Annotated in this window: 24 protein-coding genes, 1 rRNA gene and 2 other annotated features; all 25 genes read left to right on the top strand. The window is 40.1% G+C overall.

The window, feature by feature from the left end; all coding sequences use genetic code 11:
* Positions 1-74, top strand: a 5S ribosomal RNA gene (gene rrf, locus LRP81_RS23585); the annotation flags it as partial.
* A gap of 865 nt (positions 75-939) precedes the next feature.
* The gene (locus LRP81_RS15165) at positions 940-1,233 is read left to right on the top strand and encodes an RNA polymerase alpha subunit C-terminal domain-containing protein (protein WP_230502546.1); all 294 of its coding nucleotides are present in this window, start codon (positions 940-942) and stop codon (positions 1,231-1,233) included.
* A 473-nt stretch (positions 1,234-1,706) separates the two neighbouring features.
* The gene (locus tag LRP81_RS15160) at positions 1,707-2,168 is read left to right on the top strand and encodes a CtsR family transcriptional regulator (protein ID WP_230502544.1); all 462 of its coding nucleotides are present in this window, start codon (positions 1,707-1,709) and stop codon (positions 2,166-2,168) included.
* A gap of 12 nt (positions 2,169-2,180) precedes the next feature.
* Complete coding sequence (locus LRP81_RS15155) at positions 2,181-2,729, top strand: UvrB/UvrC motif-containing protein (protein ID WP_230502542.1); 549 nt, start codon at positions 2,181-2,183, stop codon at positions 2,727-2,729.
* Positions 2,730-3,794, top strand: a complete 1,065-nt coding sequence (locus LRP81_RS15150) for a protein arginine kinase (protein WP_230502540.1) — start codon at positions 2,730-2,732, stop codon at positions 3,792-3,794. It abuts the gene before it with no gap.
* 22 nt (positions 3,795-3,816) lie between these two features.
* Positions 3,817-6,258, top strand: a complete 2,442-nt coding sequence (gene clpC, locus LRP81_RS15145) for an ATP-dependent protease ATP-binding subunit ClpC (protein ID WP_230502538.1) — start codon at positions 3,817-3,819, stop codon at positions 6,256-6,258.
* Between the two features lie 258 nt (positions 6,259-6,516).
* Positions 6,517-7,893 (top strand): DNA repair protein RadA, encoded by a 1,377-nt coding sequence (gene radA / locus LRP81_RS15140; protein ID WP_230502535.1) that lies wholly within the window; start codon positions 6,517-6,519, stop codon positions 7,891-7,893.
* 2 nt (positions 7,894-7,895) lie between these two features.
* On the top strand, positions 7,896-8,969 hold the full coding sequence (gene disA, locus LRP81_RS15135; RefSeq protein WP_230502533.1) for a DNA integrity scanning diadenylate cyclase DisA: 1,074 nt from the start codon (positions 7,896-7,898) through the stop codon (positions 8,967-8,969).
* Positions 8,970-9,067: 98 nt separating this feature from the next.
* A complete protein-coding gene (locus LRP81_RS15130; RefSeq protein WP_230502531.1) occupies positions 9,068-10,159 on the top strand; it encodes a PIN/TRAM domain-containing protein in 1,092 nt (363 codons plus the stop codon).
* A 318-nt stretch (positions 10,160-10,477) separates the two neighbouring features.
* A complete protein-coding gene (gene ispD / locus LRP81_RS15125; RefSeq protein ID WP_230502529.1) occupies positions 10,478-11,155 on the top strand; it encodes a 2-C-methyl-D-erythritol 4-phosphate cytidylyltransferase in 678 nt (225 codons plus the stop codon).
* Positions 11,156-11,329: 174 nt separating this feature from the next.
* Positions 11,330-11,806 carry a 2-C-methyl-D-erythritol 2,4-cyclodiphosphate synthase gene (gene ispF / locus LRP81_RS15120; RefSeq protein ID WP_230502527.1) on the top strand — a complete coding sequence of 159 codons (477 nt, stop codon included), beginning with the start codon at positions 11,330-11,332 and terminating at the stop codon, positions 11,804-11,806.
* 142 nt (positions 11,807-11,948) lie between these two features.
* The gene (gene gltX / locus LRP81_RS15115) at positions 11,949-13,400 is read left to right on the top strand and encodes a glutamate--tRNA ligase (protein ID WP_230502525.1); all 1,452 of its coding nucleotides are present in this window, start codon (positions 11,949-11,951) and stop codon (positions 13,398-13,400) included.
* Positions 13,401-13,460: 60 nt separating this feature from the next.
* Positions 13,461-13,689, top strand: a binding site (T-box leader).
* Positions 13,690-13,799: 110 nt separating this feature from the next.
* Positions 13,800-14,507, top strand: a complete 708-nt coding sequence (gene cysE, locus LRP81_RS15110) for a serine O-acetyltransferase (RefSeq protein ID WP_230502554.1) — start codon at positions 13,800-13,802, stop codon at positions 14,505-14,507.
* Positions 14,488-15,888, top strand: coding sequence for a cysteine--tRNA ligase (gene cysS, locus LRP81_RS15105; protein ID WP_230502523.1), 1,401 nt, complete (start codon positions 14,488-14,490; stop codon positions 15,886-15,888). The genes cysE and cysS overlap by 20 nt, the downstream gene beginning before the upstream one ends.
* Positions 15,889-15,896: 8 nt before the next feature.
* On the top strand, positions 15,897-16,307 hold the full coding sequence (locus LRP81_RS15100; protein WP_230502521.1) for a Mini-ribonuclease 3: 411 nt from the start codon (positions 15,897-15,899) through the stop codon (positions 16,305-16,307).
* Positions 16,304-17,047 carry a 23S rRNA (guanosine(2251)-2'-O)-methyltransferase RlmB gene (gene rlmB, locus LRP81_RS15095; RefSeq protein ID WP_230502519.1) on the top strand — a complete coding sequence of 248 codons (744 nt, stop codon included), beginning with the start codon at positions 16,304-16,306 and terminating at the stop codon, positions 17,045-17,047. The genes LRP81_RS15100 and rlmB overlap by 4 nt, the downstream gene beginning before the upstream one ends.
* A 6-nt stretch (positions 17,048-17,053) precedes the next feature.
* Positions 17,054-17,563 carry an NYN domain-containing protein gene (locus LRP81_RS15090; protein WP_230502518.1) on the top strand — a complete coding sequence of 170 codons (510 nt, stop codon included), beginning with the start codon at positions 17,054-17,056 and terminating at the stop codon, positions 17,561-17,563.
* Positions 17,564-17,625: 62 nt separating this feature from the next.
* A complete protein-coding gene (sigH, locus tag LRP81_RS15085; RefSeq protein WP_399207825.1) occupies positions 17,626-18,282 on the top strand; it encodes an RNA polymerase sporulation sigma factor SigH in 657 nt (218 codons plus the stop codon).
* A gap of 103 nt (positions 18,283-18,385) precedes the next feature.
* On the top strand, positions 18,386-18,535 hold the full coding sequence (gene rpmG, locus LRP81_RS15080) for a 50S ribosomal protein L33 (protein WP_230502516.1): 150 nt from the start codon (positions 18,386-18,388) through the stop codon (positions 18,533-18,535).
* Positions 18,536-18,566: 31 nt separating this feature from the next.
* The gene (secE, locus tag LRP81_RS15075) at positions 18,567-18,749 is read left to right on the top strand and encodes a preprotein translocase subunit SecE (RefSeq protein WP_230502514.1); all 183 of its coding nucleotides are present in this window, start codon (positions 18,567-18,569) and stop codon (positions 18,747-18,749) included.
* A gap of 102 nt (positions 18,750-18,851) precedes the next feature.
* Positions 18,852-18,980, top strand: coding sequence for a hypothetical protein (locus tag LRP81_RS23240; RefSeq protein ID WP_263458255.1), 129 nt, complete (start codon positions 18,852-18,854; stop codon positions 18,978-18,980).
* 61 nt (positions 18,981-19,041) lie between these two features.
* Positions 19,042-19,575 carry a transcription termination/antitermination protein NusG gene (gene nusG, locus LRP81_RS15070; RefSeq protein WP_230502512.1) on the top strand — a complete coding sequence of 178 codons (534 nt, stop codon included), beginning with the start codon at positions 19,042-19,044 and terminating at the stop codon, positions 19,573-19,575.
* Between the two features lie 172 nt (positions 19,576-19,747).
* Complete coding sequence (rplK, locus tag LRP81_RS15065) at positions 19,748-20,173, top strand: 50S ribosomal protein L11 (RefSeq protein ID WP_047972333.1); 426 nt, start codon at positions 19,748-19,750, stop codon at positions 20,171-20,173.
* 116 nt (positions 20,174-20,289) lie between these two features.
* Positions 20,290-20,979 carry a 50S ribosomal protein L1 gene (gene rplA / locus LRP81_RS15060; protein ID WP_230502509.1) on the top strand — a complete coding sequence of 230 codons (690 nt, stop codon included), beginning with the start codon at positions 20,290-20,292 and terminating at the stop codon, positions 20,977-20,979.
* A gap of 63 nt (positions 20,980-21,042) precedes the next feature.
* Positions 21,043-21,192 (top strand) — a sequence feature (ribosomal protein L10 leader region).
* A gap of 40 nt (positions 21,193-21,232) precedes the next feature.
* Positions 21,233-21,733 carry a 50S ribosomal protein L10 gene (gene rplJ, locus LRP81_RS15055; RefSeq protein ID WP_230502507.1) on the top strand — a complete coding sequence of 167 codons (501 nt, stop codon included), beginning with the start codon at positions 21,233-21,235 and terminating at the stop codon, positions 21,731-21,733.
* The last annotated feature ends 59 nt before the right edge of the window (positions 21,734-21,792 follow it).

The following is a 21,792-nucleotide window of genomic DNA, read 5'->3' as shown; positions in this document are numbered from 1 at the left end:
ACACGGAAGTTAAGCTCTTCAGCGCCGATGGTAGTTGGGGGCTGTCCCCCTGTGAGAGTAGGACGTTGCCAGGCAAATGAGAAAAACCAGTGCTTATGAAATAGCGCTGGTTTTTTGTGTGCGAAGAGAATAGGTTATTGATAAAATGAGTGGGCTAGACAAAAGGGAATTTACGGTTTGACCGAAATATTTCCATTTGTGTCCTAAATATGGGTTGGATTGTCCTAATAATAATGATTGGATTTGTCCGAATCAGAGAGCGATAAACAAGATATGAGCATGATAGTAGCAATATACAGCTAAAATTTGTCCGAATTAACAAGTACTTTGTCCGATTGAACGATGAAATTGTCCGAATCACCCAGAAAATGCCTGGAATGGCAATATATTAGGACTAAAATGAATGTATTTATAAAATTTCTTCGTGATCCCTATACCATCCCATACAAGACCATCACAGCTCCCACCCCCCATACATTTTACCAATACTAACTACTATAAATGATATAAAAAGTAAGCAAGTCGTGGAAGAAAATACGTATCATTCAAAAAGGAGTAACAAAAAATAATAAAAAATCACCCTCCTAAAAATTAGCATTTTGCTGACGTTGCCATACAAATAAAACATACCAGTGCTTATGTACAATGAACGCTGGTTTTTTTCTGTACTAGTGCTTATTAATAGGCATTAAGTACAAACCCTCATATACAAATTTGCAAAAAAAAACAAAGTTGCGAAAAAAAGTCTGAACAAAAGGTGACAACACTTACCGGGAAAATGGAAACACAATAAATACAACCTTCTTTAAAAAGACTTTCTAAACAATCACTAATACATATGATATGATCACAATAGCAATAATTGATTCTATAAAGAAGCAGACACCATGTCCGTGAGCCTATTATATGGAATAAGGTCATGAAAGGGAGTTGTAGCAAATGGGGACGTCAGAAAAAAGCTTAAGGACTTGTGATAAAGGACACAAATACTATAAAAGTAGCGATTGTCCTACTTGTCCGGAATGTGAAAATGAAAGAAAACCAATTAATGAATTACTTTCACTTCTAAGTGGCCCTGCCAGACGTGCTTTGGAGCATAATGAAGTAACTACTTTACAACAACTCTCGCAATTGAGTGAAAGGGAAGTCTTAAAATTTCATGGTATGGGACCTGCTTCGTTGCCAAAACTAAGATTGGCTTTAAAGGAAAGTGGACTATCATTTCGAAAGTAAATGCCTTACTTCCTCACTTTTTTCGCTTAGTAGAAGTTGTAGAACCTATGTGAACCGAGGACTTCCTCTTTTGCACGGTAAAAACTACAACTTCTCCTTCTTCAGCAGCATATATACTTGATGACAGACCTCCCTCTTAATCACAACAAATCTATTTCCTCCCGAATCTTTCTAAAATCCACATGTTCATACTACTCTATTTTTCATATCAATACGCGCTCATGCATATGTAGGGAGAAATTCAAAGACAAAAGCGAGAAAAGCAAACCATTTCAATAATCTACGTTTAGGCTGAGGGGAAAAGTGGAATTCTGATTATGAGAGAATGAAAGTTCACATGATTAATTTACATAAAAAAGCAGTCTCTGTTTTCTTGGCATTTTTTAGCGAAGGCTTCTAGTTGAATTTTTTTGCTGACTCTTATATATTTTATTTATAGTCAAAGATAGTCAAGGTCAGAATGGGGGGATTGCATGAGGAACATATCTGATGTAATTGAACAATATTTGAAGCAGGTACTGGAGCAGAGTAGGGAGAATGCTGCCGAAATTAAACGGAGTGAAATTGCGGATAGGTTTGAATGTGTGCCTTCTCAGATAAATTATGTGATTAATACTAGGTTTACGATGGAACGTGGATATTTGGTTGAAAGTAAACGTGGTGGAGGGGGCTATATCAGGATAATTAAAATTAAGCCCCATGATCACTTGCAGATGATAGATCAAATAATTGAGTTAATTGATACAAGAATCTCTCAGGCAAGTGCAGAGGATGTCATTGTACGCTTGGTGGAGGAGAAGGTCATTTCAACACGGGAAGCAAAAATTATGGTAAGTGTCATGGATCGTTCCGTCTTATATTTGGGATTGCCTGAACGGGATGAATTGCGGGCTAGAATGCTTGTGGCTATGCTAACGACATTGAAGTACAGGTAGGGGGGAGCTTATATGGTGTGTCAGGAATGTAATGAACGTCCGGCAACCTTGCATTTTACGAAGATAATAAATGGTGAGAAATCAGAAATTCATATATGTGAGCACTGTGCACAAGAAAAGGGTAGTATGGCGATGTTCACAGGCGGCTCAGGATTTTCTATTAATAATCTGATTGCTGGATTATTAAATACGGAACAGGCAATGCCAAATCCGAAACAAGAGGATTTGGAACCACGAAAGGTCTTGCAATGTGAACGGTGTAAGATGACATTTCAACAATTTACGAAGGTAGGTAGGTTTGGGTGCTTCGAGTGTTATGATACTTTTTCCGACAAGATTAATCCTATTTTGAAAAGATTGCATAGTGGAAACACTATGCATGGAGGGAAAATTCCAAAAAGGATTGGCGGAAGTATGCATGTTCGTAAAGAGATTGAGTCGCTGAAACAGGAATTGCAAGAATTAATCCAACAAGAAGAATTTGAAAGCGCGGCGAATACTAGAGATAGAATTAGAGAGTTGGAAAAGCGGTTAAGTGAAAAAAGAGAGGGGGAGCAATAAATGTCTCTTGAACACTTTTTAAAAAATGCAGTCAGTTCTTGGATGAAACAAGAAGGTCCTGCATCCGATATTGTGTTGAGCAGTAGGGTAAGACTTGCGAGGAATTTGGAAAAAATGAAATTTCCGACACTAGCCAGCAACGAGGAAGCGCAAAGTGTTGTGGATATAGTGAGACAGCATTTTGGAGGAAAGTCCTTTCATGAACTTGGTGAATTGGAATTCCTTGTAATGGAGGAATTAAACAATCTGGAGAAAAGGGTGCTTGTTGAAAAGCATCTAATAAGTCCACAACTGGCTGAAGATTCCGCATTTGGTGCATGTTTGTTATCACCTAATGAGGAAGTGAGTATTATGATAAATGAAGAGGATCATATTCGTATTCAATGCTTGTTTCCTGGTCTTCAGCTTAATGAAGCCCTAGAAGTAGCTAATACGCTTGATGATTGGATGGAAAGTAAGGTTGATTATGCGTTTGATGAAAAGCATGGATACTTAACAAGTTGTCCAACTAATGTTGGTACAGGACTGAGAGCATCGGTAATGATGCATTTACCAGCGTTGGTTTTGACCCAACAAATGAACAGAATTATTCCAGCTATCAATCAATTGGGATTAGTAGTTAGAGGGATTTATGGGGAGGGTAGCGAAGCATTAGGAAATATTTTTCAAATTTCCAATCAGTTGACACTAGGAAAATCAGAAGAGGATATTGTTCAGGATCTCCTTAGTGTGGTTCAACAACTTATTGCCCAAGAGCGTTCTGCACGAGAAGCTTTAGAAAAAACATCCAACATCCAATTGGAAGATAGGATATTTCGATCCTATGGTTTATTGGCTTACAGCAGGGTAATGGAAACAAAGGAAGCTGCCAAGTGTTTATCAGATGTCCGGCTGGGGATTGATCTTGGATACATTAAAGATATTTCAAATTCCATATTGAATGAATTGATGATTTTGACTCAACCAGGATTTCTACAGCAATATGCAGGAGGTCCTTTAAAGCCAAATGAAAGAGATATTCGCAGAGCTAGCTTAATTCGGGAAAGAATGCGTTTAAAGAAATAAATTATTCGGGAGGCGTTTGGATATGATGTTTGGTCGATTTACAGAAAGAGCACAGAAAGTACTTGCACTTGCTCAAGAAGAGGCATTGCGCCTAAGCCATAATAATATTGGAACAGAGCATATCCTGCTTGGTTTGGTCCGTGAAGGGGAAGGCATTGCGGCAAAGGCGTTAATAGCGCTTGGGCTGGGACCTGAGAAAATTCAAAAAGAAGTAGAAAACTTGATTGGTCGTGGGCAAGACAGCGGACAATCTATTCCGCACTATACACCGAGAGCAAAAAAAGTAATTGAGTTATCGATGGATGAAGCTCGTAAACTTGGTCACTCCTATGTTGGTACAGAACATATTTTACTTGGGTTAATTCGTGAAGGAGAAGGAGTAGCAGCACGTGTCTTGAATAATTTAGGGGTAAGCCTGAATAAAGCACGTCAACAAGTACTTCAGCTCCTAGGCAGTAATGAATCTTCCGGAGGACATCAAGGAGGGGCTTCTAATAATGTTAATACGCCAACCCTAGATAGTCTTGCAAGAGATCTAACTGCGGTGGCAAGAGAAGGAAGCCTTGACCCAGTAATCGGACGAAGTAAGGAAATTCAGCGTGTAATTGAAGTGCTGAGTAGAAGAACAAAAAATAACCCAGTATTAATTGGTGAACCAGGGGTTGGGAAAACAGCAATAGCAGAAGGCCTTGCGCAACAAATTGTCAACAACGAGGTTCCGGAAATACTGCGTGATAAGCGTGTGATGACCCTTGATATGGGAACAGTAGTAGCGGGTACAAAATATCGTGGTGAATTCGAAGACCGTCTCAAAAAAGTCATGGATGAAATTCGTCAGGCTGGTAATATCATTCTTTTCATTGATGAACTGCACACGCTGATTGGAGCAGGTGGGGCAGAAGGTGCGATTGATGCATCAAACATTTTGAAGCCATCCCTTGCACGAGGGGAGCTACAATGTATTGGTGCCACTACACTTGATGAATATCGTAAATATATTGAAAAAGATGCAGCGTTAGAGCGCAGGTTCCAACCGATTCAGGTCGATGAGCCAAATACAGAGGAGTCAATCCAAATTTTGCGGGGATTACGTGATCGCTATGAAGCTCATCATCGGGTTTCCATTACAGATGAAGCAATCGAGCAAGCCGTGAAGCTCTCGGATCGCTACATTTCGGACCGCTTCTTGCCAGATAAAGCGATTGATTTAATTGATGAGGCAGGTTCAAAAGTCCGCCTCCGTTCTTTTACAACTCCTCCTAATTTGAAGGAATTGGAAGTGAAGCTGGAATCTGTTCGCAATGAAAAAGATGCAGCAGTACAGAGTCAGGAGTTTGAAAAGGCGGCTTCTTTAAGAGATTCGGAACAACGCTTACGTGAACAACTGGAAGAAACGAAAAAAACATGGAAAGAAAAGCAGGGCCAGGAAAATACGGAGGTAACAGTCGAGGATATTGCGATGGTCGTATCCAGTTGGACAGGAATACCTGTATCTAAGCTTGCACAAACAGAAACAGATAAACTGTTAAATATGGAATCTCTCTTGCATTCTCGTGTCATTGGACAGGATGAAGCGGTGAAAGCAGTTTCAAAAGCGGTACGCCGTGCGCGTGCAGGCTTAAAGGATCCAAAACGTCCGATTGGCTCGTTCATCTTCCTTGGTCCAACAGGGGTAGGTAAAACAGAACTAGCTAGAGCGTTGGCAGAATCCATCTTCGGGGATGAAGATGCGATGATTCGAATCGATATGTCTGAATACATGGAAAAACATTCAACCTCTAGATTGGTAGGTTCGCCTCCGGGATATGTCGGCTATGATGAAGGTGGTCAATTAACAGAAAAAGTTCGTCGTAAGCCTTACTCTGTCATTCTTTTAGATGAAATAGAAAAAGCGCATCCGGATGTATTTAATATCCTGCTACAAGTATTGGAGGATGGCCGTTTAACAGATTCGAAGGGACGTACGGTTGATTTCCGCAATACGCTTGTCATTATGACGTCCAACGTTGGAGCGGATGCGTTAAAACGTAATAAGTACGTAGGCTTTAACGTTCAGGATGAAAATCAAAATTATAAAGATATGAAAGGAAAAGTAATGGAAGAGCTGAAAAAAGCATTCCGTCCTGAGTTCCTCAACCGTGTAGATGAAATGATTGTGTTCCATTCTCTTGAGAAAAAACATTTGAAAGAAATTGTTACGTTACTGTCAGATCAATTGACGACCCGCTTAAAAGAGCAGGAAATTGACCTCGAATTGACAGAAGCGGCAAAAGAGAAAATTTCCGAAGAGGGCTATGATCCGGAATATGGAGCAAGACCATTACGCCGTGCCATCCAGAAGCATGTGGAAGATAAACTTTCTGAAGAACTTCTACGCGGAAATATTGAAAAAGGTAAAAAAATCATTCTCGATGTAGCAGACGGTGAATTCATTGTCGGCGGTTCTGTTGAAAAAGTAAAATAAAAACCATGATTTTTGTACAGTCTAAATAAGAAGTGGAGGAAAGCCAGATTCATTCAGGTTTCCCTCCTTTCTTATATTTACCAAGGGTTTAAATTGGTATAACCTACAGCAAATAATGTATGATTAATATAAGGAAAACAATGGTATTTTATGAGACTTCTTGTTCTAAATAAAGAATCTAATGGAATAAAATAATTGGTGGAAGAAAGCCGGAAATTTTCATAGAAAACATCCACTTACTAAAGAGAGGAAATTTGGATGGCAAAGAGAAAAACAAAGTTTATGTGTAAGGAATGCGGTTATGAGTCCCCTAAATGGATGGGGAAATGTCCTGGCTGTCATGAGTGGAATACGATGGTGGAAGAAATGGAAGAGTCAAGAACACCGAGGCGAGGTGGTTTTACAACATCCTCTTCTACCCTTGTAAGAAAAGCAGAGTCCATTACAAAAGTGGAGAAATTGAATGAAACGAGAATCCATACCGATATGGAGGAGTGCAACCGGGTTCTTGGTGGAGGGCTTGTTCAAGGTTCTCTTGTACTTATCGGTGGAGACCCTGGAATCGGTAAATCGACCTTGTTACTTCAGGTGTGTTGTCAGTTAGCGTTGAAAAAACATCGTGTTCTTTACATATCTGGGGAAGAATCTGTTCAACAAACAAAGCTTAGAGCGGATAGACTAGGTGTGCAGGCTGATGAGTTGTTTGTGTTATCTGAAACAGACTTTGAGCTTGTAGCAAAAGCTGTGGAGGATATTGCGCCAACACTGTTAGTCGTAGATTCTATCCAAACCGTCTATCATCCCGCTGTTACATCTGCACCAGGAAGTGTATCACAAGTAAGGGAATGTACCGCAGAGCTTATGCGGATTGCAAAGACGAAAAATATTGCCGTATTTATCGTCGGGCATGTGACGAAAGAAGGTTCCATAGCAGGGCCACGTCTTTTGGAGCATATGGTTGATACTGTATTATATTTTGAAGGAGAACGGCATCATACGTATCGAATATTGCGTTCCGTAAAAAATAGATTTGGTTCCACAAACGAAATAGGTATTTTTGAAATGAAAGAAGAGGGATTAACAGAAGTTAAGAATCCTTCGGAGATATTTTTGGAAGAACGATCTCAAGGGGCAGCTGGCTCCACTGTCGTTGCCTCGATGGAGGGAACCCGTCCAGTGCTTGTGGAAATTCAAGCGTTGATATCTCCTACTGGCTATGGAAACCCGAGAAGAATGGCCACAGGAATAGACCATAACAGAGTGTCATTAATTATGGCCGTTTTAGAGAAGCGTGTCGGATTGCTTTTACAGAACCAAGATGCTTACCTGAAGGTTGCTGGTGGCGTTAAGCTAGATGAACCAGCCATTGACTTGGCAGTCGCTGTCAGCATTGCATCTAGTTTCCGAAACGTAAGTTCTGAAGCAACCGATGTTGTCATTGGAGAAGTAGGCTTAACAGGAGAAATAAGAAGAGTTTCAAGAATTGAACAAAGAGTGCAGGAAGCGGCAAAGCTTGGTTTCAAACGGGTGATTATTCCAGCCAAAAACTTAGGAGGATGGACCGCTCCAGCAGGAATTAGTGTCATTGGTGTAGCTACCATAGACCAGGCTCTTCAATATACTCTAGGGGGATAGAGATGGAAGAAAACCGTCAAAAGGAAAAAATAATGGCAGAAACGCTGCAGTTTATAGCTCCTGGTACTCCCATTAGGGAGGGGATAAATAACATCCTTCGATCCCAAACGGGTGGGCTCGTTGTTATTGGTTTCAATGATAAAGTGAAAGAAATTGTCGATGGAGGCTTTTCTATCAATTGCTCTTTTAGTCCGGCGTATGTTTATGAGCTAGCTAAAATGGACGGGGCTATTATTTTGAATGAAAAGGGTACTAAGATACTATATGCTAATGCCCAACTGACACCAAACTCTACTATTATCTCTACAGAAACCGGAATGAGACACCGAACAGCAGAAAGAGTGGCCAAACAAACTGGTTGTCTGGTCATAGCCATTTCCCAACGACGTAATGTCATTACCCTCTATAAAGGAGATTTCCGTTATGCACTAAGGGATATCGGTGTTATTTTTACAAAAGCAAATCAAGCAATACAGACACTAGAAAAATATAAAACGGTACTTGACCAAGGTATTACGAATCTTGGAGCTTTAGAATTTGAAGAACAAGTCTCACTTGCGGAACTTTTACAGGTTATCCATCGTATAGAAATGGTATTAAGAATTAAAAACGAAATAATCAGCTATATCAATGAACTCGGAACTGAAGGCAGGCTGATTCGACTTCAAATGACGGAGCTTCTTGCCCACATAGAGGAAGAGGCCATCCTCCTCATAAAAGATTATTGTGTGGATAAAGATATGGATGCTTTTACGAGTTTAAGAAAATTGCAGGACCTTGCCAATACAGATCTATTGGATGATTCGGTTATTCTTAAAATGCTTGGGTATTCTGGATTTATGAATCCCGATGAAATCATTCTTCCACGCGGATATCGGGTATTACACAAAATCCCGAGATTACCGCCGCTTGTTATCGAAAACCTTGTATGTCGTTTCCACAATTTAAAACATATTGTCCTTGCAACAGTAGAAGAATTGGATGAAGTTGATGGAATTGGTGAGGTTAGGGCGAGAAAGATAAAAGAGGGTTTAAAACGTATTCAGGATCAGCACTTAATTGACCGCCAAATGTAATCATTTTTGTGATATAACCGGAATAAATGTAAATTATTAGCTTTTTCGACGTTTTATTTAATGGAAACTGTTTATAATGTATAAAGGGAGGTGAGGCAATGTTAAGGCGTATGGTTCAATTATTCTTTTTAATACTTGGTGGGACGCTTGGGATATTATTCATTCCTGAACTGTTTTCCATCTTAAATCTAGGACACATTTCTTTTCTTACTATGCCTTTTACAGTTGCAATTCTAGGAGCAATAATATTTTTCATCCTTACTTTTTGGTTAGTGGATTATGTAGTCGGGTTTATTAAATGGATAGAGGAATCACTGGTAAAAGCACCGGTTACAGATGTATTATTCGGTAGTTTAGGTCTAATTTTTGGATTAATCGTTGCCTATTTGGCTGTCATCCCTTTAGAAAGAATTCCATTTGTCAGTGCCATTTTCCCTATTTTTATTACTATTCTATTAGGTTATCTTGGTTTCCAGGTAGGATTTAAAAAACGCGATGAGCTGGTGAATTTATTTTCTATTTCCTCAAAGTTTGGTAAAAAGAAAACGATAGAGGAAGAAGACATCGATCTCTCCTCTAAAAAACTCAAAATCTTGGATACGAGTGTCATAATTGACGGCCGTGTCGCTGATATTTGTCAGACAGGCTTCCTAGAAGGGACTATCGTCATTCCGCGCTTCGTATTAGAAGAGCTTCAGCACATTGCTGATTCATCTGATGTGTTGAAACGCAACAGAGGAAGACGTGGGTTGGATATTCTCAACCGAATTCAAAAGGAATTGGCTATCAAGGTAGATATTTACGAAGGTAACTTTGAAGATGTACAAGAAGTGGATAGCAAGCTTGTTAAATTAGCCAAGCTAACTTCAGGTGTAGTCGTAACAAATGATTTCAATTTAAATAAAGTATGTGAACTGCAAAACGTGGAAGTGTTAAATATCAATGACCTTGCGAACGCAGTCAAACCGGTAGTTCTTCCCGGTGAAGAATTGACCGTCCAAGTCATTAAAGACGGGAAAGAGCAGAACCAAGGGGTGGCATACTTAGATGACGGAACGATGATAGTCGTCGAAGAAGGCCGGGATTATATTGGAAAACATATTCAGGTACTTGTTACAAGTGTTCTCCAAACCTCTGCTGGACGAATGATTTTTGCCAAGCCTAAACAACTAGAACGGGCAGCATTATAATAGAAAAGCGGAAGGCGCCCGTTCAGCGAAGTACAAACTGGACATCGCCGTATGAGATAAAGAAATCACGAAGAACGATAGTGATTCGATGTTGCCTTATCGTAAGGAGGCGAGGGAAGTTTGATGTCGTTGGCGCCTAGAGCTAGACAAATAGAAAAACGGAAGCGACTGACCAGCCCTGACGAGACCTCGAGGGACTAGGCGTTGAAGTTCAAACTTTAAATGATTATATTTTTGTAATAACACACTACCCTCTTATTTTTTAAGAGGGTTGAAGTTATTTCAGCAAAATTATTTATTAAACGGGAGAGTAAAAAAATGAATTACCATGTAATCGTTCTAGCTGCAGGACAAGGAAAGCGTATGAAGGCTGGGATAAACAAGCAGTTTATCGAACTTGAGGGGAAACCAGTCATTATTCATACTTTGTCTGTTTTTGAAAAAGATCCTCACTGCCAGGAAATCAAGCTCGTGATTAATGAAAAAGAATCCGACATTTTCCACAAGCTACTTACCGTTTATCCATTAAAAAAGGTAAAAGAAATCGTTTTTGGTGGAAAAGAACGGCAAGACAGTGTGTATAATGGACTCATAGCTACTGACACTAAAGGGATTGTCCTTGTTCATGATGGTGCAAGGCCGTTTGTTTCTAACTCGGTTATTCACCGCCTTGTTGATGCAGCAGCAAAAGAAGGAGCGGCGATTGTTGGAGTTCCCGTAAAAGATACAATCAAGAAAGTGGGTCATGACCAATTGGTAGAAGAAACGGTAGAGCGTTCCAGTTTATGGTCTGTCCAAACTCCCCAAGCTTTTCGCTTTGACATTTTGATGAATGCTCATGAAGAGGCGAGAAAGACGGGTTACCAAGGAACCGATGAAGCAAGTCTTGTGGAGCGGATTTCCGTTCCTGTTAAAATGGTGGAAGGTGATTATGAAAATATAAAACTGACGACACCAGAAGATTTAATACTAGCAAAAGCTATTTTACAAAAATAAAGGCTCTTTTCTAAAAGATTGTTGCTAAAAACTTAATGGAAAGTTGCTTGAAAACCTGCCTTTACATTAAACTAAATGCAGGAAAAGATAGTAACGTTTATTACGAGTAATTTCTAAAATTCATGAAAGCAACAAAGTTTGCGAAAACAGCTAAAATATAAAGGAGCGGACATCATGTTTCGAATCGGACAAGGGTTTGACGTGCACCAATTTTCAGAAGGGCGACCTTTAATAATAGGAGGAGTCACCATTCCTTATGATAAAGGATTGCTCGGCCATTCAGATGCGGATGTACTATTACATACCATTTCAGATGCGTGTTTAGGAGCCATCGGTGAAGGAGACATTGGAAAGCACTTTCCCGATACAGATCCAGCTTTTAAAAATGCTGATTCTGCCGTTTTAATGCAGCAGGTCTGGGCAATAGTAAAAGAAAAAGGGTATGTACTTGGGAATGTCGATTGCACGATCATTGCCCAAAAACCAAAAATGGCCCCTCATATTGAGCCAATGCGTGCAAGAATTGCAGAATTGCTGGAAGCGGATATAGAGCAAGTTAATGTGAAAGCAACGACCACAGAAAAGTTGGGCTTTACTGGTAGAGAAGAAGGAATCGCGGCTCAAGCAGCTGTTTTATTGATAAAAAAATAGACAATCCTAAGTATACTTGAAAATATTATTTAGGTATTTGGCTATAATCTAAGATACGTCCTGCCATTTTTATGTTAAAATAGTGCAAGGAATTTTTGAAAAACCGCCGAGGCATTTTCCCGGCGAAAACGGAGGTACCATCATGACAGTTCGTGTACGATATGCCCCAAGTCCAACTGGGCACTTACATATAGGAAATGCTAGAACCGCATTATTTAACTACCTTTTTGCTCGCAGTCAAAATGGTCAATTCATTATCCGCGTTGAAGATACGGATACGAAGCGTAATATTGCTGGTGGAGAAGAGAGCCAGCTTAAATATTTAAAATGGCTTGGCATGGATTGGGATGAGAGTGTAGATGTAGGAGGGGAGTACGGTCCATACCGCCAGTCCGAACGAAATGACATTTATGCAAAATACTATCAGGAGCTTTTGGAAAAAGGGCTTGCCTATAAGTGTTATTGTACGGAAGAGGAGCTAGAGGCTGAGCGTGAAGAGCAAATAGCAAAAGGGGAAAACCCTCGTTATTCCGGAAAGCACCGCAACCTTACTTCAGAAGAGCAAACCGCGTTTGAAGAAGAAGGCAGACAACCAAGTATCCGTTTTCGTGTACCAGAGGGTAATGAAATTACATTTACTGACATGGTAAAAGGAGACGTTACCTTTGAAACAGACGGTATTGGAGACTTTGTTATTGTGAAAAAGGACGGAACGCCTACGTATAATTTTGCAGTGGCAGTCGACGATCATTCCATGCAAATCTCCCACGTGCTTCGTGGAGACGATCATATATCAAACACACCAAAACAGATTATGATTTTTGATGCATTTGATTGGAAAGTTCCCGTTTTCGGGCATATGACTTTAATTGTCAATGAAAATCGTAAGAAATTAAGTAAACGCGACGAGTCTATTATTCAGTTTATTGAGCAATATGAACAACTTGGATACCTTCCTGAAACACTGTTTAACTATATCGCACTACTTGGATGGTCGCCTGTTGGAGAAGAAGAAGTGTTCTCCAAAGAAGAATTCATTGAAATCTTTGATACAGATCGTCTGTCCAAATCTCCAGCTGTTTTTGATACGAATAAATTAAAGTGGATGAACAACCAGTATTTGAAGACATTAGACTTGGAAAAACTGGTGGAAATCTCGTTGCCGCATCTTGTAAAAGCTGGCCGCTTATCAGAAGATATGTCAGCAGAACAAAAAGAATGGGCAAAAGAATTAATCGCACTTTATCAAGAACAAATGAGCTATGGAGCAGAGATTGTAGAGCTAACAGAGATGTTCTTTAAAACAGATATTGAGTATGATGAAGAAGCGAAAGCTGTTTTAGAAGAAGAACAAGTAGTAGAGGTGTTATCTTCTTTTTACCGTTCATTGGAAGCGTCCGAAGACTTCACAGTAGATACGATAAAAGCTGCTACGAAGTCAGTACAGAAAGAAACAGGTCATAAAGGGAAGAAGTTATTTATGCCTATTCGTGTTGCAACCACTGGACAAACACATGGTCGTGACTTGCCGCAATCTCTCCATTTGCTTGGAAAAGAGACAGTACTTGCAAGGTTGTCTAAGCTAATTGGTTAACATTTTTAATAAAGCGTAATATGATAGAACTACCAAATAATCGATTCATATAATTTCAGATAGTGAATGTTGAAGAGGAGAGTAAAAGAAACACATCCTTTCCAGAGAGAATTGCCATAGGCTGCGAGCAATTCAGTGATGATTTCTTTGAAATGCACCTCAGAGTCTGTTGCCGAACGGCATTTGCCAAGTATGCACCAGCGGCTACCTCCCGTTATGAGGAAAAGTAGGGATGAAAAGATTTATAATCATCCAAACAGAGTGGAACCGCGCCGGAAGCGTCTCTGTGTCTTGGACACGGAGACGCTTCTTTTTTTGCGAGCGTAAACTCTATCGGGTGATAAAAACATAAGCAGGTGGAAAGCGAGACGGAAAGCGGATAACAACAGTTTGAAAGGGATATGGCGCGATGCACAAAAGAGAAGGGAGGAGCGGTTTATGTTCCGAACCATTAAAGAAGATATAGATGTTGTGTTTGAACAAGATCCAGCTGCAAGAAGTTATTTAGAAGTTATTTTAACGTACTCTGGCCTTCATGCAATATGGGCTCATCGGATTGCTCATGCCTTTTTTAAACGCAACATGTTCTTTATCGCCAGGATCATTTCTCAAGTAAGCCGTTTTTTTACGGGAATTGAGATTCATCCAGGAGCTAAAATTGGTCGCCGCTTCTTTATTGACCATGGTATGGGAGTAGTAATCGGGGAAACCTGTGAAATAGGTAATAATGTAACGGTATTTCAAGGAGTGACACTTGGGGGGACCGGGAAAGAAAAAGGTAAACGGCATCCTACTATATTGGATAATGCCCTTATTGCGACTGGAGCTAAAGTATTAGGATCGATAACTATTGGAGAGAATTCTAAGGTTGGTGCTGGTTCTGTCGTATTGAAGGACGTTCCTGCCAATTCGACCGTCGTAGGAATACCCGGAAAGATTGTTATTCAGGACGGAGTGAAAGTGAAAAAGAGGGACCTAGATCATCATGATTTACCTGACCCTACAGGAGATAGATTTGCTGCTTTAGAGAAGCAGATCGCAAAGCTTCAAGCTGAATTGGTACTTTTAAAAGAGAGGAAGAAAGCAGATGGCGATTCATCTTTATAATACGTTAACTCGAACGAAGGAGAAGTTCGTTCCGCTAGAAGAAGGAAAAGTGAAAATGTATGTATGCGGACCGACCGTATATAACTATATTCATATTGGTAATGCAAGGCCACCAATTGTATTTGATACAGTGAGAAGGTATTTAGAGTATAGAGGCTATGATGTCAAATATGTGTCCAATTTCACAGACGTGGATGATAAATTAATTAAAGCTGCAAATCAACTCGGGGAAGATGTTCCTACCATTGCAGAACGCTTCATTGCTGCCTACCATGAGGATGTTTCCGCTCTTGGATGCAAAAAAGCAGATGTTCATCCAAGGGTCACGGAAAATATGGATATCATTATTGAGTTTGTTGAGGCATTGATAGAAAAGGATTATGCTTACGAATCAGGTGGAGATGTATATTTCCGTACAAAGGAATTTAAAGAATACGGCAAGCTATCCCACCAACCTATTGAGGATTTACAGCTTGGAACACGGATAGAAGTAGGAGAGAAAAAGCAGGACGCTTTGGACTTTGTTTTATGGAAAGCAGCTAAAGAAGGAGAAATTTCCTGGAGCAGCCCATGGGGAGAAGGAAGACCAGGTTGGCATATAGAATGCTCCGCGATGGCAAGAAAATACTTAGGGGATACGATTGACATTCATGCTGGAGGGCAGGACTTATCCTTTCCTCACCACGAAAATGAAATCGCACAATCCGAAGCATTGACAGGTAAGACTTTTGCTAAGTACTGGCTTCATAACGGGTATATCAATATCGATAATGAAAAAATGTCTAAATCTCTTGGGAATTTTGTGTTAGTACATGACATTCTCCAAAAGCATGATCCACAACTTCTGAGGTTTTTCATGCTATCTGTACACTATCGCCATCCAATTAATTATAGTGAAGAGCTTTTACAAAACACGAAAAATGGGTTGGACCGTTTACGTACCTCCTACTCCAATTTGAAGCACCGCCTGGAAAACACAGCGGACCTAGCAGAAGTGGAACAAGAGTGGTTGGATAAAGTAGATGCTTTCAAGGATGAATTTGTGAAAGTGATGGATGATGATTTTCATACCGCAAATGCGATTTCGGTTCTTTTTGAAATGGCGAAGCAGGCAAATCATTACTTAAATGAAAAGAACACATCGAAAAAGATACTAGAAGCATTCATCACACAGTTTGAGGAACTGTTTGCCATTATTGGCGTTTTGTTGAACGCAGAAGAAGAGCTTTTGGATGAGGAAATTGATCAGTTAATTCAAGATCGCATTGATGCACGTAAAAATCGTGATTTTGCAAAGGCAGATCAAATTAGAGATGAATTAAAAGCGAAAAATATAATTTTGGAAGATACGGCACAAGGAACACGTTGGAAAAGAGGCTAATACCAGCTATGACAAAGAAATTGGATGTAAAGCAATTGAACAGTCTGGCACTTGCCTATATGGGTGATGCGGTGTTAGAAGGTTATGTCCGCCATCACTTGTTGAAATCAGGCAAAATCCGTCCTAATCAGTTACATCGTGCAGCAACCAACTATGTGTCTGCAAAATCGCAGGCATACTTGCTGCACCAGCTGTTGGACAAAGGCTTTTTCAGTGATGAGGAGCAAGCGATTATTCGCCGTGGAAGAAATGCCAAATCAGGTACTGTCCCGAAAAATACGGATGTACAGACATATCGGTATTCTACAGCGTTTGAAGCATTAGTCGGATACTTATACTTGAGTGAGAACATCGAACGAATGGAAGAAATCGTCTTTACCTGTATAAAACTGGTGGATGAAAGAGGTGAAGGGTTATGACAAAAGAGTTTATCATGGGCCGAAATCCTGTATTGGAGGCGCTCAAATCAAATCGTGAAATCAATAAGCTATGGATTGCGGAAGGTGGTCAAAAGGGCTCTATCCAACAAGTGATAGCCATGGCGAAAGAAGCAAATGTACTTGTGCAATTTGTGCCGAGAAAAAAAATAGATCAAATGGTAGAAGGAAATCACCAAGGGGTGGTGGCTTCTGTTGCCGCTTATGATTATGCAGAAATAGATGATCTATTCCAATTAGCAGAGAAGCGCAAAGAAGACCCATTCTTTTTGATTTTAGATGAAATAGAAGATCCTCATAATCTAGGTTCCATTATGAGGACGGCAGACGCTGTTGGGGCACATGGAATCATAATCCCCAAAAGGCGGGCGGTAGGTCTAACAGCAACCGTTGCAAAGGCTTCGACGGGAGCTATCGAACATATCCCGGTAGTACGGGTGACTAATCTTGCCAGAACAGTGGACGAGCTAAAGGAAAGAGGAATATGGATTTTTGGTACAGATGCCAAAGGAAAAGTAGATTACCGAAATATGGACGGTTCCTTGCCAATTGGGCTCATCATTGGGAGTGAAGGAAAAGGAATGGCAAGGCTATTGAGAGAGAAATGTGATTTTCTCGTTTCTTTACCAATGGTAGGAAAAGTAACGTCTTTAAACGCATCGGTTGCTGCCAGTCTATTAATGTACGAGGTTTTCAGAAAAAGACTGCCAGCTGGAGAGTAAAATAGGATGGACATTTTATTGGTGGATGGATACAACATCATTGGAGCATGGCCAAGCTTGAGAAAACTGAAGGATCAGGATCTCGCCTTGGCCAGGGACATCCTTATTTCCAAGATGGCTGAATATCAGGCTTATACAGGATACAAGGTCATGATCATTTTTGATGCACATCTTTCCCAAGGAGTTGAAACAAAGTATAAAAACCATCGAGTGGATGTTATTTATACAAGGGAAAACGAAACAGCAGATGAACGGATAGAAAAGCTTGCCATCAGTTTGAATGATAGACGTACACAAATCCATGTTGCTACATCGGACTTTACGGAGCAGTGGGCTATTTTTGGCCAAGGAGCGCTGAGGAAATCTGCTCGTGAACTGTTAAATGAATCTGATGCCATCGAGGAAAGAATTAAAAAGCGGGTCACAAAATTCACGAATGAAAAGCCATCTAAACGCATTCAACTTGATAATGAAATTTCTGCAATTTTCGAAAAATGGCGCCGAGGACAGCGATGAGTGGTTGACGATGAATTTACGCCTACTGTATAATATTTCTATCTACTGATTCAGCCGGAGGGATAGGTGTGATAGTGAGCGATCCAAGAAATGCCAACAGGACATTAGAGCTTATGGAAGACGAACAGATGGTGGAACTTGTGCATATAGGTGATAGCGAAGCGCTGGATTATTTGATAAATAAGTATAAAAATTTTGTGCGCGCTAAAGCTAGATCTTACTTTCTCATAGGTGCTGATCGCGAAGATATCGTACAAGAGGGAATGATTGGGCTGTATAAAGCAATCCGTGACTTTAAAGAGGACAAGCTAACCTCATTTAAAGCGTTTGCTGAGCTCTGTATTACCCGACAGATTATTACCGCCATTAAAACCGCAACAAGGCAAAAGCATATTCCACTCAATTCGTATGTATCACTGGACAAGCCTATTTACGACGAAGAATCGGACCGTACGCTCATGGATGTTATTTCAGGGGCAAAAGTGATGGACCCAGAAGAACTGATTATTAATCAAGAAGAATTTGATGATATTGAAGTGAAGATGGGAGAACTATTAAGTGATTTGGAAAGAAAAGTGCTGGCTCTTTATCTGGATGGCCGTTCGTATCAGGAAATTTCAGAAGATTTAAACCGGCATGTGAAATCCATTGACAATGCCCTTCAACGGGTCAAACGGAAGTTAGAGCGGTATTTAGAGCTAAGAGAAATTACCCTTTGATTCCCTTAGATTTAAGAAAGAAATGGCATTTTACTTGACATTGACTAATTGTTACACCTATGTTACATTTTTATGGACATCTATGCTTTAGGTGGTGTAATACGTGCAAACAAAGGTAGCACTTGCTTGCGCTCTGTGTTCTTCCCGTAACTATTCGACAGTTAAAGGGAAATCGCAAAGTGGTGAGCGTTTAGAGATAAAGAAGTTTTGTAAGGTTTGTAATGCCCATACCGTTCATCGGGAGACAAAATAGATCAGTATTTCTGGGGTTGGAGGTTACTTGAATGCAACGTTTGACTGGTTTTTTACGTGATGTATCTCGTGAAATGAAAAAAGTTAGCTGGCCTAAACGCAAAGAGTTGACGCGTTATACAATTACAGTAATTACAACTGTAGCGATTGTAGCAGTGTTTTTCTGGATCGTAGACTTAGGTATTTCCGAGTTATTGCGTGCTGTAATTAAATAATATTTCAAACTTATTCTTTTTACCCTTGAATAAGTAATGATATATCATGGTATAATGTGAATATTACTTTCTGACAAAAGCCCGTTCAACGGGTTTTTTCATTTGGAAAAAAGAGTTTTGAAGTTTCACGGACGTAAGAGATTTCTCTCATGGTGTAAGACTCCTGCAGCAGGAAGCGGTAAAGCTAGAATCGTCACACCTGAATCAGAAATGAACAGGCTGCAAATATAAAAACATATTTTTCTATAACAAATTGATTATGATAGGGAGGGACGGACAGTAGTCCTTGAGGATGGAAAAAAACTGGTACGTCGTTCATACTTATTCCGGATATGAGAATAAGGTAAAAGCGAACTTAGAAAAAAGAGTAGAATCAATGGGGATGCAAGACAAAATCTTCCGCGTAGTTGTTCCTGAAGAAGAAGAAACCGATATCAAAAACGGTAAAAAGAAAGTAACAAAGAAAAAAGTATTCCCTGGGTACGTGTTAGTTGAAATCGTAATGACAGACGATTCTTGGTACGTCGTCCGTAATACTCCTGGAGTAACTGGGTTTGTAGGGTCCAGTGGATCAGGATCTAAACCAACTCCTCTATTGGATGACGAAATTGCGTTTATCCTTAAGAGAATGGGTATGATGGAAAAACAAGTGGAAGTAGACTTCGATTTAAAAGAATCTGTTAAAGTGACAGAAGGTCCTTTTGCGAACTTTACTGGTCATATTGTAGAGCTTGATAAAGACAAACAAAAAGTTAAAGTGCTTGTGAATATGTTCGGTCGAGAAACCCCTGTAGAGCTTGATTTTACACAGATCGAAAAATTATAATGTAAAAAAACTTGAAATAGTATTGTAAAAGTGGTATTATTTCAAAGGTCAGTATGTCTCTTTCTAAGAGGCTATTAATACAAATATATTCTTTATATATATAATAAAGAATGAGTTGAGTGGGAGGGAGTAATCCCAGATACCACATCACGGACTTAAGGAGGTGTGTCTCGTGGCTAAAAAAGTAATTAAATTGGTAAAGCTACAAATTCCAGCAGCGAAAGCTAACCCAGCACCACCAGTTGGACCAGCACTAGGTCAAGCAGGTGTTAACATTATGGGTTTCTGTAAAGAGTTTAACGCTCGTACAGCAGATCAAGCTGGATTAATTATCCCTGTTGAAATTACGGTATTCGAAGACCGTTCATTTACATTTATTACGAAAACTCCACCTGCTGCAGTTTTACTTAAAAAAGCAGCTGGAATCGAGTCTGGTTCTGGTGAACCAAATCGTAATAAAGTTGCAACAGTTAAGCGTGATAAAGTACGCGAGATTGCGGAAACGAAAATGCCAGACCTTAACGCTGCTAGCGTCGAAGCTGCAATGCGCATGGTTGAAGGTACTGCTCGTAGCATGGGTATCGTTATCGAAGACTAATCCCATCGCTTTTGATTTAACTGCTGTTTTGGGTTGCGGATTTGCTTTTGAGGCGATTCGCAACCTTTATTCGTGGGAGGTTATTCCGCTAAAACCACATAAGGAGGACGTTTAAAATGGCTAAAAGAGGTAAAAAGTACATCGAAGCTGCGAAACTTGTAGACCGTCAAACGGTTTACGCTGTTAACGAAGCTATCGAATTAGTAAAGAAAACAAACACTGCGAAGTTTGACGCTACTGTGGAAGTTGCATTCCGCCTTGGTGTTGACCCTCGTAAAAACGACCAGCAAATCCGTGGAGCAGTAGTGCTTCCTCATGGAACTGGTAAAACGCAAAAAGTTCTTGTTTTTGCTAAAGGTGAAAAAGCGAAAGAAGCGGAAGCTGCTGGAGCTGACTACGTTGGAGATGCAGACATGATTGCGAAAATCAACCAAGGTTGGTTCGATTTTGATGTAATCGTTGCTACTCCTGACATGATGGGTGAAGTTGGTAAACTTGGACGCGTATTAGGTCCTAAAGGTTTAATGCCAAACCCTAAAACTGGTACAGTAACATTTGACGTAACGAAGGCTGTTAACGAAATCAAAGCTGGTAAAGTTGAATACCGCCTTGATAAGTCTGGTAACATCCATGTTCCAATCGGTAAAATCTCTTTTGAAGATACAAAACTTGTTGAGAACTTCGCTACGATTCATGAGACTCTACTAAAAGCGAAACCTGCTGCAGCAAAAGGTACATTCATGAAGAACATTGCTGTTACTTCTACAATGGGACCTGGTGTGAAAGTAGACGCTTCTACTTTTTAATTTGTAAAAAACTAGCATATTGACACAAGATGACAACACGGTTATAATAATCGTTGTGTTTATAAAATGATATTGTTTGTACCGAAGACAGTAGGTGCCTTTAGGGCTTAATTTCCTACCGAGGTGTGAATTTTTACGATAAAAAGCGATTGACGCTTTTAAACGATAAAATTTATGCCTCCACCTGCGTGGGGGCATTCCTTATGTACACCGATCGGTATAAGTGGTAACCAACTTTTTAGGAGGTGTAACGATGAGCAAAGCAGTTGAATTAAAGAAACAAGCTGTTGGAGAAATCGCTGACAAGTTCAAAGCGTCTGTATCTACAATCGTAGTTGACTACCGTGGACTAAACGTAGCAGAAGTAACAGAACTTCGTAAGCAACTTCGTGAAGCAGGTGTTGAGTTCAAGGTTTACAAAAACTCTTTAACGCGCCGTGCGGCAGAGGTTGCTGAAATCAACGGACTTAATGATGCATTAACAGGACCCAACGCAGTTGCGTTCTCTACTGAAGATGTAGTAGCTCCTGCTAAGATCCTTAATGACTTCGCGAAAAAACACGAAGCATTAGAAATCAAAGCTGGTGTCATCGAAGGAAACGTTGCAACGGTTGAAGAAGTGAAAGCTCTTGCTGAACTTCCATCACGCGAAGGTTTACTTTCTATGTTGCTTAGCGTACTTCAAGCTCCAATGCGCAACTTCGCTCTTGTTACAAAAGCAGTTGCAGAGCAAAAAGAAGAGCAAGGTGCATAATTTAACACTTGCAAGTTAGTAACAAAACAATAAAACTCAAACATTATTAAGGAGGAAAT

The sequence above is a fragment of the Sutcliffiella rhizosphaerae genome, assembly GCF_917563925.1.
Classification (GTDB): domain Bacteria; phylum Bacillota; class Bacilli; order Bacillales; family Bacillaceae_I; genus Sutcliffiella_A; species Sutcliffiella_A rhizosphaerae.
Note: the sequence above shows the minus strand (reverse complement) of the source record. Positions and strands in the feature narration are given on the sequence as shown.

Coding starts and splice junctions, on each gene's coding strand:
- LRP81_RS15165 (WP_230502546.1), top strand. CDS start 940: ATGGGGACGTCAGAAAAAAGCTTAAGGACTTGTGATAAAGGACACAAA.
- LRP81_RS15160 (WP_230502544.1), top strand. CDS start 1,707: ATGAGGAACATATCTGATGTAATTGAACAATATTTGAAGCAGGTACTG.
- LRP81_RS15155 (WP_230502542.1), top strand. CDS start 2,181: ATGGTGTGTCAGGAATGTAATGAACGTCCGGCAACCTTGCATTTTACG.
- LRP81_RS15150 (WP_230502540.1), top strand. CDS start 2,730: ATGTCTCTTGAACACTTTTTAAAAAATGCAGTCAGTTCTTGGATGAAA.
- clpC (WP_230502538.1), top strand. CDS start 3,817: ATGATGTTTGGTCGATTTACAGAAAGAGCACAGAAAGTACTTGCACTT.
- radA (WP_230502535.1), top strand. CDS start 6,517: ATGGCAAAGAGAAAAACAAAGTTTATGTGTAAGGAATGCGGTTATGAG.
- disA (WP_230502533.1), top strand. CDS start 7,896: ATGGAAGAAAACCGTCAAAAGGAAAAAATAATGGCAGAAACGCTGCAG.
- LRP81_RS15130 (WP_230502531.1), top strand. CDS start 9,068: ATGTTAAGGCGTATGGTTCAATTATTCTTTTTAATACTTGGTGGGACG.
- ispD (WP_230502529.1), top strand. CDS start 10,478: ATGAATTACCATGTAATCGTTCTAGCTGCAGGACAAGGAAAGCGTATG.
- ispF (WP_230502527.1), top strand. CDS start 11,330: ATGTTTCGAATCGGACAAGGGTTTGACGTGCACCAATTTTCAGAAGGG.
- gltX (WP_230502525.1), top strand. CDS start 11,949: ATGACAGTTCGTGTACGATATGCCCCAAGTCCAACTGGGCACTTACAT.
- cysS (WP_230502523.1), top strand. CDS start 14,488: ATGGCGATTCATCTTTATAATACGTTAACTCGAACGAAGGAGAAGTTC.
- LRP81_RS15100 (WP_230502521.1), top strand. CDS start 15,897: ATGACAAAGAAATTGGATGTAAAGCAATTGAACAGTCTGGCACTTGCC.
- rlmB (WP_230502519.1), top strand. CDS start 16,304: ATGACAAAAGAGTTTATCATGGGCCGAAATCCTGTATTGGAGGCGCTC.
- LRP81_RS15090 (WP_230502518.1), top strand. CDS start 17,054: ATGGACATTTTATTGGTGGATGGATACAACATCATTGGAGCATGGCCA.
- secE (WP_230502514.1), top strand. CDS start 18,567: ATGCAACGTTTGACTGGTTTTTTACGTGATGTATCTCGTGAAATGAAA.
- nusG (WP_230502512.1), top strand. CDS start 19,042: ATGGAAAAAAACTGGTACGTCGTTCATACTTATTCCGGATATGAGAAT.
- rplA (WP_230502509.1), top strand. CDS start 20,290: ATGGCTAAAAGAGGTAAAAAGTACATCGAAGCTGCGAAACTTGTAGAC.
- rplJ (WP_230502507.1), top strand. CDS start 21,233: ATGAGCAAAGCAGTTGAATTAAAGAAACAAGCTGTTGGAGAAATCGCT.